This is a genomic window from Deinococcus sp. NW-56, assembly GCF_002953415.1.
In the GTDB taxonomy this organism is placed as follows: domain Bacteria; phylum Deinococcota; class Deinococci; order Deinococcales; family Deinococcaceae; genus Deinococcus.
In genome coordinates this window covers 96,204-114,033 of the sequence record NZ_CP026518.1, presented here as the reverse complement: position 1 = coordinate 114,033, position 17,830 = coordinate 96,204, and the positions used below count along the sequence as shown (strand labels likewise).

General features: G+C 70.2%; 15 protein-coding genes and 1 CRISPR repeat array. Of the genes, 5 read left to right on the top strand and 10 right to left on the bottom strand.

Annotated elements, in window-relative coordinates; genetic code table 11:
- Nucleotides 1-63: 63 nt before the first annotated feature.
- Nucleotides 64-561, top strand: a complete 498-nt coding sequence (locus tag C3K08_RS16160; RefSeq protein ID WP_104992671.1) for a hypothetical protein — start codon at nucleotides 64-66, stop codon at nucleotides 559-561.
- 97 nt (nucleotides 562-658) lie between these two features.
- Here the strand turns inward: C3K08_RS16160 and C3K08_RS16155 are convergent, their stop codons facing one another.
- On the bottom strand, nucleotides 659-1,744 hold the full coding sequence (locus C3K08_RS16155) for a DUF4384 domain-containing protein (protein ID WP_104992475.1): 1,086 nt from the start codon (nucleotides 1,742-1,744) through the stop codon (nucleotides 659-661).
- Nucleotides 1,745-1,871: 127 nt separating this feature from the next.
- Nucleotides 1,872-2,384, bottom strand: a complete 513-nt coding sequence (locus C3K08_RS16150) for a hypothetical protein (protein WP_104992474.1) — start codon at nucleotides 2,382-2,384, stop codon at nucleotides 1,872-1,874.
- A 189-nt stretch (nucleotides 2,385-2,573) separates the two neighbouring features.
- Between C3K08_RS16150 and C3K08_RS16145 the strand changes: the two genes are divergently transcribed.
- Entirely contained in the window at nucleotides 2,574-4,019 is a 1,446-nt protein-coding gene (locus tag C3K08_RS16145; RefSeq protein ID WP_234009286.1) for a HAMP domain-containing sensor histidine kinase, read from the top strand.
- A gap of 9 nt (nucleotides 4,020-4,028) precedes the next feature.
- Nucleotides 4,029-4,667 carry a response regulator transcription factor gene (locus C3K08_RS16140; protein WP_104992473.1) on the top strand — a complete coding sequence of 213 codons (639 nt, stop codon included), beginning with the start codon at nucleotides 4,029-4,031 and terminating at the stop codon, nucleotides 4,665-4,667.
- 83 nt (nucleotides 4,668-4,750) lie between these two features.
- Here C3K08_RS16140 and C3K08_RS16135 read toward each other — a convergent pair whose 3' ends face one another.
- Complete coding sequence (locus C3K08_RS16135) at nucleotides 4,751-6,448, bottom strand: diguanylate cyclase (protein WP_104992472.1); 1,698 nt, start codon at nucleotides 6,446-6,448, stop codon at nucleotides 4,751-4,753.
- Between the two features lie 158 nt (nucleotides 6,449-6,606).
- On the opposite strand from C3K08_RS16135, the gene C3K08_RS16130 reads away from it, so the two are divergent.
- Nucleotides 6,607-7,494, top strand: a complete 888-nt coding sequence (locus C3K08_RS16130) for a DNA repair protein (protein WP_104992471.1) — start codon at nucleotides 6,607-6,609, stop codon at nucleotides 7,492-7,494.
- Nucleotides 7,495-7,690: 196 nt separating this feature from the next.
- A CRISPR array of direct repeats spans nucleotides 7,691-9,060; the repeat unit is 29 nt; unit sequence GTGTTCCCCACGGGCGTGGGGATGGTCCG.
- A gap of 25 nt (nucleotides 9,061-9,085) precedes the next feature.
- Here C3K08_RS16130 and C3K08_RS16125 read toward each other — a convergent pair.
- Entirely contained in the window at nucleotides 9,086-12,157 is a 3,072-nt protein-coding gene (locus tag C3K08_RS16125; protein WP_104992470.1) for a GAF domain-containing protein, read from the bottom strand.
- A gap of 105 nt (nucleotides 12,158-12,262) precedes the next feature.
- Nucleotides 12,263-13,561 carry an IS701 family transposase gene (locus C3K08_RS16120; RefSeq protein WP_104989851.1) on the bottom strand — a complete coding sequence of 433 codons (1,299 nt, stop codon included), beginning with the start codon at nucleotides 13,559-13,561 and terminating at the stop codon, nucleotides 12,263-12,265.
- Between the two features lie 90 nt (nucleotides 13,562-13,651).
- Between C3K08_RS16120 and C3K08_RS16115 the strand changes: the two genes are divergently transcribed.
- Complete coding sequence (locus C3K08_RS16115; protein ID WP_104992469.1) at nucleotides 13,652-13,897, top strand: hypothetical protein; 246 nt, start codon at nucleotides 13,652-13,654, stop codon at nucleotides 13,895-13,897.
- 152 nt (nucleotides 13,898-14,049) lie between these two features.
- Here C3K08_RS16115 and C3K08_RS16110 read toward each other — a convergent pair whose 3' ends face one another.
- The 5 genes from C3K08_RS16110 to C3K08_RS18985 all read right to left on the bottom strand — a co-directional run bounded on the left by C3K08_RS16110 (nucleotide 14,050) and on the right by C3K08_RS18985 (nucleotide 17,735).
- Entirely contained in the window at nucleotides 14,050-15,027 is a 978-nt protein-coding gene (locus C3K08_RS16110; protein ID WP_104992468.1) for a site-specific integrase, read from the bottom strand.
- Nucleotides 15,028-15,225: 198 nt separating this feature from the next.
- Nucleotides 15,226-15,660, bottom strand: a complete 435-nt coding sequence (locus tag C3K08_RS16105) for a hypothetical protein (protein ID WP_158680036.1) — start codon at nucleotides 15,658-15,660, stop codon at nucleotides 15,226-15,228.
- A 713-nt stretch (nucleotides 15,661-16,373) separates the two neighbouring features.
- Complete coding sequence (locus C3K08_RS16095; protein ID WP_104992465.1) at nucleotides 16,374-16,595, bottom strand: DUF433 domain-containing protein; 222 nt, start codon at nucleotides 16,593-16,595, stop codon at nucleotides 16,374-16,376.
- 177 nt (nucleotides 16,596-16,772) lie between these two features.
- Nucleotides 16,773-17,192 (bottom strand): hypothetical protein, encoded by a 420-nt coding sequence (locus C3K08_RS16090; protein ID WP_104992464.1) that lies wholly within the window; start codon nucleotides 17,190-17,192, stop codon nucleotides 16,773-16,775.
- A gap of 375 nt (nucleotides 17,193-17,567) precedes the next feature.
- Complete coding sequence (locus tag C3K08_RS18985) at nucleotides 17,568-17,735, bottom strand: hypothetical protein (protein ID WP_369848642.1); 168 nt, start codon at nucleotides 17,733-17,735, stop codon at nucleotides 17,568-17,570.
- Nucleotides 17,736-17,830: the final 95 nt, after the last annotated feature.

Genomic DNA, 17,830 nt, shown 5'->3' with positions numbered 1-17,830 from the left:
GTCGGGCATGAGCGGCTGTGCCCTGATGGTTTCCTCTCCGCCCGTCTGCCGGTGGGGGAGCGCGTGACGCGGCCTCCGGAGGCAGGCAGCTCGGGAGCGTCCTCGCTGGCTGAGGCGGTGGCGCAGTGGCAGGCGGGGGCACTCGCGCGGGAGGCAGTGGTCGGGCAACTCACCGCGCTCGGCGAGGGAGAGCCGGTTCATGCCCTGATCGCTGACCTGATCGGGGGAGCGCCGGGGCATGAGGTCACGGGCGCCGCCGACACCGACGAGTGGCGGGCCGAATTGCTGGCCTCGCGGGCCAAGGCGTGGGCGCATCCGGCGAGCGCGGGGCTGCTGGTGGGGCCGCACGTGCTGATCCTGACCGACGGGCGCCGGGGCGTCGTCCTCACGGCCGAGGGGACCCGCGTGTTGGGGGGCAGCGTCAGCGCGTCCATGCTGCTGCTGTGCCAGACCATCGTGATGGCAGACTACGCGGTGGACGCCCAGGAACTCGGCACCCTGCGCCAGCAGCGCATCGAGTCCACCTCCACCTCCCTCTCGGAGATCGAGCCCCTCCCCTGAGGTGGCCGCCACGGCACACGCCTGACCCCCCTGCCTTCACAACCCGGACCATAAAGAGTCCCCCAGGCGCTTACCTGGGGGACCACGGCGTGGAGGCTCAGTAGCGGTAGACGGTGGTCTCGCTCACCTGCACGACGATGGTGCGGTTCGCGCCCCGGTCGACGGTCAGGGTGACGGTGCCGGTGCGGCCCTGCAGGGTGCCGACGTAGCCGCTGGCCGTCTGCCGGGTGTTCTGGAGGACATACCCCTCACGCTGAAGTTCGCTGACCTTCTGGTCATAGGCGCTGCGGGCGGGGTCCTGAAGCTGGGTGCCCGCGATGGCGCCCAGCAGGCCCCGGAAGAGGTCGAGGACGATGTTGCCGGGCTGCGCGGGGGCCACGGCCACGGGCGCGGCGAAGTCCACGTTCAGGTTGGTGGTCACGCCCGCGCGGACGGTGACGGTGGTCGAGAAATCCTGGAAGCCGGGGGCCTGCACGCGCACCGGGTAGGTGCCGGGGCGCAGGTTGCTGAAGGTGGTGTTGGCGCTGCCCAGCCGCTGGCCGTTGAGGATCACGGTCGCGCCCGCCACGTTGGTGCCCACGAACAAGCTGCCCGTCTGCACCGGGGTCTGCGCCGCGACGGTGAAGAAGGCGGTGTCGGTCACCCAGTTCGTCTGGGGCAGCGGGGTCACGACGATGCTCAGCGCCTGCGCGAGCTGGTCTTGCCCACGGGCGGTCACGGTGGCGAACTGGTCCTGCTGGGTCTTGAAGGAGCTGACCTGATCGAGGTTGAGGGGCGTCAGGCTGGCGAGCGCGAGGACCTTGTTCAGGCCGACCGGGCCGTCCACCGTGAAGGTAAAGGCGTCGCCCGCCGCCGGGAAGACCTTGGTGGTGTTCGCCTTGACGAAGTTCGCGCCGCTCTCGAAGCGGTTGGGGAGGATCTGGCTGACCTCGCCGCTGGCGTCCACGTTAAAGAGGTAGACGTAGGCGTCCCGGTTGACGGTCGTGGAGATGCGGATGTTCTCGCCCACGCGGTAGACCGGGTTGGCGCTGCCGCTGGCGTCCTTGTCCACGCGCACGCTCACCGCGAGGTCCGGCTGAACGGGGTTCACGATGATGCTCTGGGCGCTCAGGCGCGGCTGGGCGAAGGCGGTGGTCGTCAGGGCGGCCCCGAGAGCCAGGCTGGTCGTCAGAACTTTCTTCATGCGGGTCATCATGCCGCGTCCGCTTAACGGCTTTCTGATGGCCCAGCGCCGAAACTTGAGCCTGCCTTTAAGGGCCGTAAGGTTCACGCTAGGAAACCGGGGGGCACCCGGAGGACACGCCGAGGCTTCAAGATTTCCGGGTCAACGCCCCCGACACGGCCGCCGCCGCCAGCCCCCCGGCGAGGTACCACGTGGCTGTGAGGACGGGGGTTCGGGGGGACCGGGCGCCGGGTTGCCGGCCCAGGCCCAGGGGTTCAGGCAGCACCACGGCGCCCACCCCGGCGGCCAGCCCCAGCGCCGCTCCACGTTCCCAGTGCCCGCCGGGCTGGCCCAGGGTGACCAGGCCGTAATACAGGGCGTTGGACAGCAGGTCGGCGCCCAGGGTGGCGCGGTAGAGGGCGCGGCCACGGGGAGGCCGGGCGCCCGCCGCCCGCAGGGTGCCGCTCAGGGCGCGTTCCCCGATCACCTCCATGCGGGGCGCGTGGGGCAGCACCCGGCGCACGCCCTCGTTGAGCAGCGTCACGGTGACGGCTCCGGCCGCCCCGGCGGCGACCGCCACGAGCCAGCGGGGACGCCGGGGCAGCTGGGCGGGGGCGTTCGTGTTGCGGTCCTGTGGGTCCTGCTGGGGGGATGGGGTCATACCTCTGCATACCGCATCCGGGGCACCTGTGGGCGGTGTCTCAAGACGCCCTCTGGGGGCAAGACGCCGCCCGGCCCAGGTCGCATACTGGGGCGGTCCGTCCCGCCGCCCCGCCCTCGCCCTGTTCAGGAGTCTCCTCTGTCCGCTCGTCCCTCCCCCCTCCCGGCTCCCCGCTGGCTGCCCCGGTCCGTGGGGTGGCTGAGCGCCGCGCTCCTCGTGGCGATCACGCTGGCCGACCTGCTCACGCCCGGCGGGCTGGTCGTGGGCACGCTGCTCACGGTGCCAGTGGCGCTCGCCGCGTTGGCGGGCAACCGCCGACTCACGTCGGCCCTCACCGTGCTGGCGGTGGCGGCGAACGTGGGGGCAGGGGGGCTGGGAGCGCTGCGGGACGGCGGCGCGGGGCCGCAGGAACTGGGCAACCGGGGGGTCAGCGTCGTGGCGGTACTCCTGGTGGGGGCGCTGTCGCTGCGGGCGGGCGAGGCGTCGGCGCGGGCGGCGCGGCTCGCGGCCGAGGAAGAGCGGCTCGCGCACGAGCGGGCGCTGCGGCGCATGGGCGACGCCGTGGGCGGGGCGCTGGGCGAGGCCGACTTCGTGGAGCGGGCGGCGGCGGCGCTGCGGGAGCTGGCAGGCGCGGAGTCGGTCGAGATCGGGCGGCTCGCGCGGGCCACCCTGCGGGAGCCGCATGGGCTGAGCCCGGAAGGGGCACCGTCGCACCTGGGCCGCCGCCTGCCGCTGGAGGTGCTGGCCCGGACGGGCGGGGAGGGGGGCGGGGCGGACTCCCCCTCCCTGGGGCACCTGCGCCGCCGGGACGGGGAGGACGAGGCCCTGCTGGTGCTGGTCACGCGCCCGGCGGTGCCCCCCGAGCGGCTGCGCGAGGCCCTGGCGATCCTGGAGGCGCCGCTGGAGCGGGCCGCCCTGCTCGACGACCTGCGGGTGCAGGGCGAGCGGCTGGCCCGGTGGGGGGAGGTGCTGCAAGACCTCGTGTACGCCTTCTCGCACGACCTGCGTACCCCGCTGCTGGCGAACTCCATGAACATGCGGGCGGCGCTGCGGGGGGCCTACGGTCCCCTCCCCGACGATTACCGCGCCACCCTGCACAACGGCCTGGAGGCGAACACCGAGCTGCTGGCGCTCGCCGATCAGCTCCTGCTGCTCGCCAAGTACGAGAGCGGCGAACCCGGTGGCGAGCGGCGCGAGGTCAAGCTGCGCGACCTGACCCTGGGGGTGATCGGGCAGCTCGCCGAGCGGGCGGGGGCGCGGGGGGTGGTGTTCGAGCCGGAGCTGGAAGGAGTGAGCGTTCACGGACTGGCGCACGACCTGCGGCGGGCCGTGCAGAATCTGCTGGAAAATGCGGTGAAGTTCAGCCCGCCGGGGGGCACCGTGCGGGTGACCCTGCGAGGACGCGGGGACGACGCCGTGCTGGCGGTCACCGACGAGGGACCGGGCGTGCCCCCCGCGCGGGAGGCGACCCTCTTCGGGCGCTTCCGGGGCGGGGGAGCGGGGGGCGGGACCGGGCTGGGGCTGTACCTCACCCGGCAGATCGCCGGGGCACACGGGGGCACGGTGACCTACGCCCGCACCGCCCGCGCCCAGAGCGTCTTTACCCTGACCCTGCCGCGTGGGGAGGCGGGGTAGCCTGCGGGCATGAGCGCTCCCGCCCCTCCCATCCGCGTGCTGCTGGTCGAGGACCACGCCTTTACCCGCGACGGGCTGCGGGCCACCCTGAACCTCGAACCCGACCTCCGGGTGGTCGCCGAGGCCCGCAGTGGGGAGGAGGCGCTGGAGGTGCTCGCCCGCGTGCCCGCAGACGTGGCAGTCCTTGACATCGGGCTGCCGGGCATGGACGGGGTGCGGACGGCGGCCGAGATCAAGCGCGGCTGGCCGGAGGTGCGGATCGTGATGCTCACCGCCCACGACCTGCGCGACGAGGTGTTCGCGGCGCTCGCCTCGGGCGCCGAAGCCTACTGCCTCAAGCGTGAGACGCCCGAGCTGCTCCTCCTGGCGGTGCGGGCGGCGGCGGCGGGCAGCGCGTACCTCGACCCCCGCATCGCGCACCACGTGCTGGGGGGGGTGCGGGCGCCCGGCGCGGCCCCTTCCCTGACCCCGCGCGAGACCGAGGTGCTGCGCCTGATCGCCGACGGCCACTCCAACCGCGAGATCGCCGCCCGGCTGAGCATCAGCGTGAGCACCGTCAAGCTGCATGTGCAGGACGTGCTGGTGAAGCTGCAGGCAGCGGACCGGACCCAGGCAGCGGTCAAGGCGCTGCGGCAGGGGCTGCTGTAGCGCCCACGGATTCGGAGGCAGGCTCCGCTGAACATCCGGAACACTGACCGGACTCGCCGGACCGCGCCGCTGGGGGAACCGGATCAGGAGGAGGGAACCGCCCGCTTTTCCTCGCGCTTGGCGCGGTACATCGCGGCGTCGGCGCGGCGCAGCAGGGCGTCGCCGTCGGGCGGCTCTCCAGGGAGGGTGCCGGCCACACCGACGGTCACATGCAGGGGCAGGCCCCCCACCCGCCGGGTGTGCAGCGCCGCGTGGATGCGCCCGGCGACCACCTCCGCCTCGGGGGCGGCGGTGCGGGGCAGCAGCACGGCGAACTCGTCGCCGCCCCAGCGGAACACCTCGTCCCCGGCCCGCAGCGCTCCCGCGACGGCCGCCCCGATCTGCACGAGCGCCTCGTCCCCGGCGGCGTGGCCGAGGCCGTCGTTGATGGTCTTGAAATTCGACACGTCCAGCACGAGCAGCGACAGGGCCGTCTCCTGCCGCCGGGCGGTGGCGACCTGCCGCTCAAGCGACTCGGAAAAAGCGCGGCGGTTGGGCAGCCCGGTGAGGACGTCGGTGCGGGCCACCTCCTCGATCTGGGCACGCTGGGCCGTTTCGCGCAGCAGGGCAGCGGCGTGCAGGGCGAAGGTGCGGGCCACCTCGACTGAGTCCCCGCCAAAGGCGTGGGGGTCGTGCAGCGCGTCGATGTTGAGAAAGGCGTAGACCTCGCCCCGGTACAGCACCGGCACTCCCACGTTGGCCGCGATCCCGTACACCGAGGGGAGCAGGTCGTCCACCCACACGCCGCCGCGGGTGTAGCCCGTTCCATAGACGCCCTGTCCCGGCTGCACCAGCACGCGCGGAACCCCGGCCGCCCAGGCGTCCTGACCCAGGCCGTACCAGCGGTCGCGCACGTCCTCCAGGGTGAAGGTCACGTCCCGCAGCTCGGTCAGGTCGTGGACGATGGCGGCCCGGAACCGGAAGACGTCTCCCTCGCGCACGAGCAGCGAGCCGGTCTCGGCACCGGGGATGATCCGCAGCGCTTCTTCCAGCAGTGGACGGTAGGCGGCCTCGGCTCCCAGGGCCAGCAGGTTTTCCTGCAGGCGCAGGAGGGAAGCCATATGGCGGGTGAGCTGCACGCGTTCGAACTCCAGGCCCGCCGCGTGCGCCATCGCCCCCAGCAGGCCGAGGTCATGTGGGGACCACGCGCGGCCGGGGGGAGCCGTGAACCACATCGCCAGCCGGGGCCGCCACCGCCCGGCGAGGGGCAGCAGCAGGCCGTCCTCACGGATGGTCGGCTGGCCTCCGCGCAGCGCCGCGCGCTCGGCCTCGCTCCAGTCGGGGAGGGCACCGGGGTCACCCACCCGCCAGTGGGCCTCGGGGTGCAGGATGCCGCAGCGGTCGCGCAGGCCCTGGGCGCCGCGCAGGCCGAACTCCTGCATGGTTCCTTCGAGGATGTGGCGCATCAGGTCGGGGTTCTCGCCCTGTCCGGCCAGCCGCTCGGTGAGGCGGTGCAACCGCTCGGCCCGCGCCCGCCCGGCGCTCACCTCCAGCAGTGCCCCCACCCCGGCAGCAAACAGCAGCCACGACCCCAGCGGAGCGTGCGGCGGCAGCCCCAGCTCGCCCACCACCTCCTCCCCGCAGCGCAGCGGGACTCCGCCCACACCGGGCGGGTTCACCTCGGCGGCGTCCGGCCCCACCCCGGCCAGCAGCTCCGGCAGCCGGGCCAGCACCTCGTCGCCCGGCAGCCGACCCAGCGCGGTGAGTACGGTCGCCAGTCGTCCGTTCAGCGTGTACGCCAAAGAAGCCCTCCGCCCTCAGCTTACAGGGCAGTTCCTGACGGCCCTCTTGCAACCGGGGCCGCCCGCCACTGGTGGCCCCAGCAGGCCGTTTATGACATAATAGGGGCGGATTTGATCTGTTCACAACAGAACGCTTTCCGAGTTTCCCTGAGGTATCTATGACCCGAGCCACCAAGAAAAAGGACGTGACCGAGCAGCCTGCCGCCGAGACGAGGGCGGACGTGCTGACCCAATTTGCTGACCTCGTCGCCACGGCGGGCGTGACCAGCGAGGCTCCGGCCCTCTCCGCGGACGGGGTGGGCGAGGACCGCCTGAACGCGGTGCTGACCGAAGAATTGCGCCTCGCCCACGACCGCTGGGGCCTGGGGCTGCTGCACCTGCGCCACGCGGCCGAGCTGCGCCGCACCGAGGGGGGCGGGCTGGACATCGCCCTGCTGGTCGACGGAGCGGAACGCGCCCGCGTGAGCGAGGGAGCGCAGACCATTGCCGCGACCTACGCGGTGATGACGGCCCCCGGCGCCGACGGCCTGAGCGAGTGGGGGGTGCTGCCCGATGGGCACCGGGTAACGCTGCGCCCCGGCCTGGGCCAGATCAAGGTGCTGGTCGAGGATGCCCGCGACTTCGAGACCCTCTGGACCCAGGAGCGCGGCGGCCTGTGGACCCGCACCTGGCGGCAGGGCGACACGCTGGCGGTGGAAGTTCACCGCCCCGCCTCGCCCACCACGGCACTGGCCGACGCGGCCTGGGACGTGATCACGTCGGTCAAGGACCGGAACTTCCAGCGGGAGCTGATGGAACGCTCCAACAGCGTCGGGATGCTGGGAGCGTTGCTGGGCGCCCGGCACCGCGGAGCAAGCGAGGCGCTCACGCTGCTGCCCGAGGCGCACTTCGCGGTCAGCTCGGCCGTGCTGCGTGTGCAGGGCGCCGAGGGCCGCAGCCTCGACCGCTGGAAGGCCCTGCTGCGCGAGGCTGCCGAGCAACTCGATGAATTGCAACGCGCCGGGACGAAGCGGCTGGCGGCCGTGTTGAGCGGCGGACTGCGCTGAATCGTCCTGACCCCGCCCCCTCCTATGCAGAAGGGGGCTTTTCTCGTTTCTGACCTCTACACCGCGCAGGACCTCGCTGGCCCCCTAGAATACTCGGGGAGCCAATCCCGTGGTCTATGAAAATGTAAGCCGATTCCATGACCGAGGGTGGGCCTTGAAGCGGCTTGGCGGTAGAGTGGAGCTGCGTTTCTGGAGTGTGTTCCCCACGGGCGTGGGGATGGTCCGTGCGTGAACCCAGAGCATCTAGACGCTGTAACGTGTTCCCCACGGGCGTGGGGATGGTCCGAACGGCGGGGCCAGCGCTGGGGAGTTCTTCTCGTGTTCCCCACGGGCGTGGGGATGGTCCGGCCACGTTTCGGGCGAGGCGGTCCAGCTTGGCGTGTTCCCCACGGGCGTGGGGATGGTCCGCTCAGCAACCGCTACCGCACCGCCAGCGGTCCGTGTTCCCCACGGGCGTGGGGATGGTCCGACGGACCCCAGCGCCCGCTTGCCTACCTTCATGTGTTCCCCACGGGCGTGGGGATGGTCCGGGGATGGACCCCGCGAAGGCGGCGAGCATCGCGTGTTCCCCACGGGCGTGGGGATGGTCCACACGTGGTTCCCAGTGGACCCCACCGACCCCGTGTTCCCCACGGGCGTGGGGATGGTCCGCAGAACGCCCAGATTCAGCAGCAGATGGCCCAGTGTTCCCCACGGGCGTGGGGATGGTCCGCGCCCACCTGGCCCGCCAGGTGCTCACGCTGTGTGTTCCCCACGGGCGTGGGGATGGTCCGAGGCGAGGCTCTATGGTCAGCGGGTCGGTGGCGTGTTCCCCACGGGCGTGGGGATGGTCCGAAGGGCTGCGGCGGATCCTTCACCGCTGGGGAGTGTTCCCCACGGGCGTGGGGATGGTCCGGCGTCGGCCCTTTTGTAGCTGCCCGTCTGCACGTGTTCCCCACGGGCGTGGGGATGGTCCGTGCGGGCCGCCTTGGCGAGGATGCCCGTCATGGTGTTCCCCACGGGCGTGGGGATGGTCCGGCAGCGGCGGCCCGGAGGTGGGTGTGAAGCCCGTGTTCCCCACGGGCGTGGGGATGGTCCGGCTGAGGTCCGGTCAACCTCAGCCGCTCATCTGTGTTCCCCACGGGCGTGGGGATGGTCCTGTCTTGCACGCTGAATTGCTCCACCATCACGGGTGTTCCCCACGGGCGTGGGGATGGTCCGGGTGCGGGGGCGGGAGAGGGGGGCGCTGACCAGTGTTCCCCACGGGCGTGGGGATGGTCCGAGGGCTTGGACCCGGACGGCACCGACGACGACGTGTTCCCCACGGGCGTGGGGATGGTCCGTCCCGAGCGTTGAACCACAGTTGAGCCTCGTCGTGTTCCCCACGGGCGTGGGGATGGTCCGTCGTTGGCGAGTTCCTGCTCTCGGCGGAAGCCGTGTTCCCCACGGGCGTGGGGATGGTCCGCGGCTGTAACGCGTCCAGCGTGACGCGCAGCAGTGTTCCCCACGGGCGTGGGGATGGTCCGGCCGAGACGCAAGGGCTGTTCGCGGGCGACCAGTGTTCCCCACACCCGTGGGGACGGCCATGTAAGACCCCGCTCCGTAGCCGCGCCTACTCCTGCCCTCCGGCCTCTGCCGCCCGCAGGGTGAAGTGAAAGGTGCTGCCCACCCCCAGCTCGCCCTCGGCCCAGACGCGGCCCCCGTGACGCTGCACGATCTTGCGCACGATGGCGAGGCCCATGCCGGTGCCCTCGTAGCGCTCGCGCAGGTGGAGGCGCTGGAACATCTGGAAGACACGTTCGGCGTACTCGGGTTCGAAACCGATGCCGTTGTCGCGCACGGTGAAGTGCCAGAACTCGCCCTCGCGCGCGGCCCCGACCTCCACGACGGGCGGTACCCCCTCGCGGCGGAACTTGACCGCGTTGCCAATCAGGTTCTGGAACAGCTGGGGCAGTTCGCCGGGCGCTCCCAGCACGGTAGGCAGCTCACCCGTCACGATCCGTGCTCCACTCCCCTCGGTGGCGCCGTGCAGCCGGGCAAGGGCCTCCGCGAGCGGCTCGGCGCTGGGCACGGGCACCAACGGTTCTTGTACGGCGTTCAGGCGCGAGAAGACGAGGAGGTCGTCGATCAGGCTCTTCATGCGCTCGGCGCCCCGGACCACGAAGTCGAGGTACCGGCGTCCCTGGGGGTCGAGGCTCTCCGCGTGGCGCCGCACGATCAGCTCGGTGAAGCTGGCGATGGTCCGCAGCGGCTCTTGCAGGTCGTGCGAGGCGACGTAGGCGAAGCGTTCGAGTTCGGCGTTGCTGCGCTCAAGGTCCTCGGTGCGGCGCTGGAGGGCGCGGGCCTTGTCGGCGCCCTCCAGGGTCAGGCTGAGACTGCGGGCCACCGTGTCGAGCAGCGCCCGCTCGGTGTTCGTCCAGCGCCGCCCCCCGAAGAGGCCCACCACGATCACCCCCTGCACCCGGTCCCCCACCCGCACCGGAAGCGAGGCGACCGCCGCAATGTGATCCACCCGGCTGCCCAGCCCGTCGCGGTCCCCGTCGTAGGTGTCCTGATAGAGCGGCTCGCCCGTCTGGTAGGGCACCCACATGGTCGGGGTCTCCCGCAGCGACAGCCCCGCGTCAAGTTCGCGTTGCAAAGCCTCGTTGCGCAGGTCGCCCACCTGCGAGCGGGCCACCCAGCGCTCCCCTTCCGGCTCCCAGTACACCGAGTAGCCGTCGGGCAGCAGCGAGAGCATGATCTCCTGCGCCCGGCGAATCAGCACCCCCGCGTCGGCCTCCAGCGTCAGGTCGCGCGAGAGGTCGGCGAAGGCTTCCAGGGCGCGGGTGCGGGCTCCCAGGGCGTCGCGCTGCGCGGCAAGCTGCCGGGCGCTGTCGGCCCGTTCCAGCGAGAGCGCGAGGCTGCGTCCGGCTGAGCGCACGACCCCGCGCCCGCGCTCGGACCACCGCCGCTCGGTCTTGAGGCCGACCGCGAGCATCCCCGGCACCTCCGGCCCCACCGCCAGCGGGTAGAGGGCCACCGTGCCGTACTCCTCGGTCTCGGCGACCTGCTGCTCGCCCGCGTCCCAGCCGTCGACAAAGACTGGCTCACGGGTGCGTTCGGCCTCGGCGAAGGCCGGCGCGTCCAGCGGAATGCCGCCCGTGATGGAGGCCACCACCTCCGGGGCGATGTCGTCGGTCCAGACACGTGCCCGCCAGAGTCCGTCCCCGCGCTCGTAGTACGCGGCGCTGCAGTCGGCAAAAAAGGAGCGGAACACCCGCAGGGCCTCCCGCGCGAGTTCCTGCACGTCGGTGCGGGTGCCGACCGCCTCGGTAAAGCGCACGAAGGCTTCGAGCGCGGTCGCCTGCTCGGCGAGTTCGCGGGTGCGCTCCGCCACGCGGCTTTCCAGCCGGGCGCGTTCCTCCTGCAATTCCTGATAGAGCCGCGCGTTGTCGAGGGCCACCGCCGCCTGCGCGGCCATTCCCACCAGCAGATGCTCGGCCCGCTCGTCGAAGCGCTCCGGCTCCGGGTGCCCGAAGAACAGCCCTCCCAGCACCGCTCCCGAGCGCGACACCACCGGCACCCCGAGGTAGCTGCGCACCGGGAGGTGCCCCGGCGGCATCCCCCGGTAGGGTGCGTTGTGCCCGAAGCGCGGGTCCTGGGTGATGTCGCCCGAGCGCACCACGGCCTGCCCGGTCAGGGTCGGCCCGAAGACCTGGGTCGGGCGCGGCGGGGGAAAGGCGGCGAAGGCCTCGCGCGGCGCTCCCGAGAGGGTGTACAGGGGGAAGGCTTCGGTGCCGGACGGGTCGTAGAACAGCGCCCCATATTCGGCCCCACTGAGCGCCACGCCCGCGTCGGTCACGGCCTGCATCAGCCGCCCGAGGTCGAGTTCGGCGGCGATGGACGGCCCGACCCGGCCCAGGGTGCCCAGCACTTCGGCCTGCCGGGTCAGGCGTTCGCCCGCCAGCACGCGGCCCAGGGCCTGGGCACCCTGCTGCATCAGGGCCGCCAGAAAGGCCCGCTCGGGGGGGGCGAAGCCGCGGTGCTCGCCCGTTCCGAAGACCAGCGTGAGTACCCCCCACACCTCATCCTCCACGCACAGGGGCAGGGCGACGAGGGGAGCGGGAGCCTCTGCCCGGAAGGCGGGCTGCCCGGTGCGCCGGACCTCGGCGGGGAGGTCGGATGCGGGGACGGGGCCGCCGGTCACGGCCTGGGGAGAGCCGCCCTCCCCGTCCACGACCTCACCCCCCACCGCCCCGGCGGCGGCCACGATCCCGTGCAGCAGTGCGTCCAGCACGTCGGCGGGGGTGCGGGCTTCGGCGAGGGTCGCGCTCAGGCCTTGCAGGGCCTCGGCGCGGCGCAAGGCGGTCACGTCGCGCAGTTGCACGGCCAGCGTGTCCCCGTCCGGCACCACCCGCACCCGCACCCAGCCGCCCAGCAGGGGACTCGGCGCCTCGTACTCGGTGGGCTGCCCCGTGCGCCGGGCCTGGTCGCGCCCGCTGATCCAGCGCGGGCTGAACTGCCCCGCGAAGTCGCGTTCCAGCACCTGACCCACCAGTGCGGCGGAGTCGTGCCCGGCGAGCTGCGCGGTCAGCGCGTTGGCGTACAGGATGCGGCCTTCCCCGTCCACGACGAACAGAGCGTCGTCCGCGAGGTCCAGCCAGCGGGCGAGGACAGGCGGCAGGGAGGGCGCAGCCCGGGTCACGGGCGGGCGACCTGGGGCCGGGAGCGGGAGGAGCCGGGGCGGCGGGGCATCGGCTGTGGATTGTAGCGGAGCGGGGGACCCTCCCTAGCTGTACTTCGGGGATATTCAGGGGCCGCTGAATAAGGCGGTGCAGGTGTGACATCGGCGGCAAGGAGGTGGCAGGGGCAAGTCCCCTGCCACCTCCGCTCGAATGGCCGGAATGGTGTCGCCTCTGAGGTCGTCGGGCTGGGTGAGGCGAAGCCATTGCAGGAAGGTCAGGGCCACCATACACAGCACGGCGTGGTGATGCAGACCTTGCCAGGACCGGCCCTCGAAGTGGTCCAGCCCGACTTCGTCCTTCAGCTCCCGGTGGCTCAGCTCACACGCCCAGCGGCGCTTGGTGACTTCCACCAACCGCGACAACGGCGTGTCAGGGGGCAGATTGCAGACGTAGTATTTGCGCTCCTCACCTCGTCGCTGTTCTCCGATGATCCAGGCGGCTTGACCCGGCAGATGTTGACTGCGAGCGTACTCCTCCCCGTCTGCCAGGCGAACGTATTCAGCCGCGAAGCGTCCGGAGAGCGGGCCTTTGGTTCCATGTCGCCATACCAGGTGCTGCCATGCAGCACCCGCCAGCACTTCTTCTACCGACAGTCGGTCCTCGGATGGGGTTGGGTGCGTCGGTTTCCTGCCCCGGAAGATCCGAGGGATGGGGATCAAGCGAACGTCCCTGGGATAGACCGTCTGCGTGCGGGTGATGCCGACCGACCACAGCAGTCCTCGCTCGGTGAGTGCCTGCCGGAACCGGGCGTTCACGCCGTACCCCGCATCCGCCAGAACCATGCCGAAGGTGACGTGTGGACGCACCCGGTCCAACTCTTTCAGCGCCAGTTCGCACTTGGTCTGTGGCGGCTGGTGTTCCAACGGAACACCAGCCGCCCTGAGCCGAGCGGGATCGTTGGTCCACTCCTGTGGCAAGAAGAGCCGTAGGGCGAGCGGAACCGGCAAGTCGTGCTGGGCCAACGTCAGGGAGACGAGGCATTGACAGGGGGTGATCTTCCCGACCTGCCCGGAATACTGACGGGCGACGCCGACAGACTTGGTGCCGAACTTTGTCAAGCAGGTGTCGTCGATGATCAGCACGGCGTCTTTGCCACCCAGCATCTGCTGAGCCCGCTGAGCGAGCAGGGTTTCCAGGGGTTCGGTCAGCCAGGGGCTGTCGGTGATGAACTGCTGGAGATGGTCCTCTTTCCCGGGCGCCACGACGGCAGCCAAGGGCTGCATGCTTTTTCGGTGGACCGTGCTGCACAATCCACGGACGTACAGAGGCGCCCAGGTCCGCTGGGCTCGGTGGCGAAAATGCACCAGAAAGGGCGCAAACCAGGTAGGGAAATGTCGGGTCCAGCGAGGCAGAGAACGAGCCATAGCACAGGGGCCAGCATCCGAGATGCTGGCCCCTGTGTCCCCTCCCTGAATATTCCCGAAGTACAGCTAGGAGGCAACCGCTACGGCGTCGTGGAGTTCACGCCGACTGGACTGACGGTCGCCGTGTTCGATGCGACCGACGAGGACCCCGGCACCTGGCCCCTGTGCAAAAAGGAGTACACCTACGTTGACTTCCCCCGGCAACTTCCCATGAACGGGGCGATGTACGGGTGGCCGGGATTCATCGGGTTGGCCCGCAAGACACAGCCCCCCGCGTGGTTCGGCGTCACCTCCGACGACACGTCCGGATGGGTCAGCTGCCTGGTCCACGACTGATCTTCGCCGCGAACTCGTCTCCCAGGTGCATGCGGGGGGCTGCCCAGGTGCGCCTCCCCTGTGGCAGGAACAGGTTCCAAGCCCGCTTCGGCTCTGTTCGCGTAGAGAGCTGTCGCCGCAAGGTGCCGAGCGGCCGGTCGGGTCCGCGTCCCCTACCAGTCCCTGTTGGCGGCTTTTTTGCCCCTCCTGGCGTACTGGACGTAGACCTGGGTGGAGGTGATGTCGCGGTGCCGGAGCAAATCCTTGGCCTCGAGAATATCGCCGGTCTCGAGGTAGGTGCGCGTCCCAGCGGTGTGGCGCAGGCCGTGGACCTCACGTCCTGCATAGCGGACGCCGGCCAACTCGCACAATTTGACGACGTGGCGCCGGACCGTGATGCGGTTGCGCCAGGTGAGCAGGTAGGGCTGGCCCGCGGGCACGTGCGGCAGCCAGGCGCGGATGGCCTGCTCGGTGCGCAGGCTGAGGGGGGCGGCTTCGCGGTACCCGGCGCGGCCCTTGCCGCGGACCATGACGTGGGGATGTTCGTCGTCCAGCCGCAGATCGCCGACCTGAATGGTGGTCAGCTCGGAATTCCGGAGCCCGCAGTCGGCCGCGAGCAGGAGCATGACCCGTTCCTGGGGGTCCGCTTTGGCGAGCAGCGCGTCAACCTCACGTGAGCTGTAAGGGCCGCGCTTTTCGTGGGCGGCCCGGGGATCGCGTGCCGCGCGGACGTCCGCGAAGGGGTTGGCCTCTGTCGCATCGGTCCATCTCAAAGCAGCGTAGAGCGCCCGTGCGCCACTGAGCCGCACCTGCACAGTGCTGGGGCGCAGGCCCGCGCTTTCCAGATGCCGCACGTACGCGAAGCCCTCGCTGGCCCTGGGCCTCAGCACCTGGACCCCTGCCGGACCGGCCCAGCTCACGAACTGCCCTACGCTGTCTTGATAGGTCTCGAGGGTTCTGGGGCTGACCTTCGCCCCCTTGCGTCCCCGGGTCACCAGGTACGCCTCGGTAATCTCCCAGAGCGCTTGAATGTCCGCGTCACGGCAGGCGACGATGGCCCGCTTGCGCAGGTCCTCTGGTTCCAGTCGGGCAATCCGTTCCGCCCGGGCGACCAGCGAGACCGGAGCGAGGACGATCTCGAGGCCGGTCATGCTCGGAGGGTAGACACAGGGAGGGGGACGGAGAAGGGTGCAGTCTGGGGTCTACCTTCCATGGTCAGAGTATGCATCCTAATACAAGTTCGGTGACTCCGTCCAAGTGGTAGGGATTCCTCTCAATCCACCGACCCGTTCCCCCACAGGGCAAGAGCATGGGACCAACCCGCTTGCCGCTGACCGGCCCTCGGGAAATCAAGCAGCGCCGTCCCCGTAGGACGGCGCTGGAGTGTGGGTGAGCGCGTGCACGCCTCTGCGGCTCGGCGACCCGCAGGGCCTGAGGTAGTCCGGCTCGACCTGATCCAGCCAGTCGTCGACGGGCGTCAGCAGGGACCGGACGCGGTTGAGCAACGCCTCGTTCTCTGCCGCACTGAACGCCTCGTCGTCCACGAAGACCGAGATCGCTTCCTCGATATAGCGCGCAGCGAGGGCGCAGGCCTCGCCAATGTCATTCGACACGCTTGAGTTGACCACCACGCCGTCCAGGTGCCCATCCTCAGCGTGGATGGTGAGCAGGTTGTCCAGGATCGCATTCGCCTCCTTGGCACGATCTCCGGAATTCCAGCGCATGGAATTGAACACAGCTTCCCGCAGGCGACGGACGCGATCGATGGTCTGCAAATCTTGCATACCAGCAGATATAGCTGTCGGGCCCACCACCCGACTCCCCGCGCCGACGGGTTCGGCCTCATTCTGCTCATACATCCCGCTGGGGGCGTTCCTAGGGATGGCTGCCTTGGGACGAAGACGAAATACCCAGGGACTACGTCGTCTTGGACCGGTCTTCTCACTGGCAATCTTTGCGCGTTTCAGGGTCCTGCTCGGTCTGCACCGAGCACCGCTTTTCCTCAGCGCTCTGGAGGGGGGCACCACTGCCGGAAGCCAGAGGCATGCTCCATTCTTCCCCACTCCCGCTTCACTTGCTCCCGCTTCACTTGGTTCACCACTCCAGGCACCAAGCGGTCCGCACGGTCAGGACGCCCGCGAACCGCCCTTCTTCACGTCGGCACCAAGCAGCTGTTCCAGATGCAGGCGTCATCGGTCCAAGCTCTGCATCTCAGGGGGATCCTTTTGCCTCTGCTCCTGCAGACGCGGGGAAAGATAGACACAGGGGGGGAGATCGGGACCCTGCGCAACTTAAAGGGAGAGGAGCCGCAGGCATTCCTGGCCCCGGAGAGCGGCACCGGCTTGTTCATCGCGAGCCCTGTCTGACGCGCACAGGCGGTGGGCACAGCCAAGTTCGGAGGACCAGCTCGAAACTTCAAGACGGTTCCTGGGCGGCGCTGCTGTAAGCCGCAGCCCCATCAGCCTGACCTTTCAGCCAGATGGGGCGTAGGGGCCTGTCAGGCGCTCCGTCGCGGATGGCCCACGTAGCACGCGGCATAGAGCAGCGCGGCATGGATGTCCTCGCGCTCGAGATCCGGATAGTCGGAGAGGATCTCTGTCTCGGGGATGCCCTGGCCCAGCAGGTCCAGAAGGTCGCTGACCCGGATGCGCATCCCGCGGATGCAGGGGCGCCCACCGCACTGACGCGGGTCGACGGTGATCCGGTCAAGGGGACTCATGGGCTCAGTGTATCGGCGCCACACAGTGACTGTCCGCTTGTGTTCAAACTCAGGCGAAGATGAACGCATGGGGAGGGGACGGCAACGCGGGCCCCTCTGCTGGAACCCTCCCCCCGTGCACTCGCGTGGCGGGAGGAAAGCAGGTCCCGGTCATGTGGAGACCTGCCCGCCGCTGGATCAGTCGAACAGCACCCCCTTGAACAGGGCCCGCTGCAGCGCCGCGTCGGCCTGCCGGGGATCCAGGCGGGGCGTGGTACCGTCGCCGAGTCGACCAAGCACCGCTTCGACGTGGTAGGTCTCCACAACAGCTGTGCGCAGACGGGGGACGCTCAACCGGAAAACAGGCCGTTCGACTCCACGCACAACGAATCCCCAGGACGCGTGCAGCACAGGCAACTTCCCGGCGGACGGTTCACCGTTGGGTCGGGACGGACCGGGCTCCGGCTCCTTGGGATTGACGTGCACTTCCGCGCACCAGGAGGCGCTGTAAGGCAACGCCGTGCCCAGCACGTCCAGGAGCATGGAGTCCGTGACCTCCTCCGGCGTGGCGGGAAAATTCCTGTCGTCCGGATCGAAGAAGCTCTCGGGATGGCCCATACGGCCACTTTCCCTCCCCACCCTGCGGTCCACCTGGAACCGGAGCTCAACCCGGAATCAATCCTCTACATTCGCGGAGGGAGGGAGAAGGAAGTGGGGCAGATCTGCTCTTGCCTCTGCGAGGGCGGGGTAGGGGGGTGGACACGGGGGGGAAAGGGGAATGCATAGAGGGGAGAGGACTTATATATTTATCCTCGTCCGCTATCGTTGCTGCCTGCGCTCATAAGTAGGCCACCTCACTGAGCCGTCAGGAACAACGCGTTCGGTACAGACGTGACATTACCGGGCGTCCCCCATCAGGAAGGCAGTCCGGCGCAGGATGGCGAGCAGCCCCGACTCCCAGCATTCCGACATGGCCCCGTCGTGGAACCGCTCCTACCGGGCAAGGACGATGAGGAGCCGAGCGAGTTGCAGGGGCGTGGCCCGGGCCAGGGCTTCATGGTCGTCCCGCAGCCTCCGTGTCTCCCCGGTCTGCACCCACCGGGGCCAACGAAAGCCACGTTCCCCTTCCACCCAGCCGTGACGACTCAGGACGTCGACCAACCGGTAGACCTCCTACTGGGAGGTCGGCATCACGAGGGGCGGCCACGGGCGCCGACGTCCCCAGGCCGCGTCAGCGCTCAGATTGGCGTGGAGAG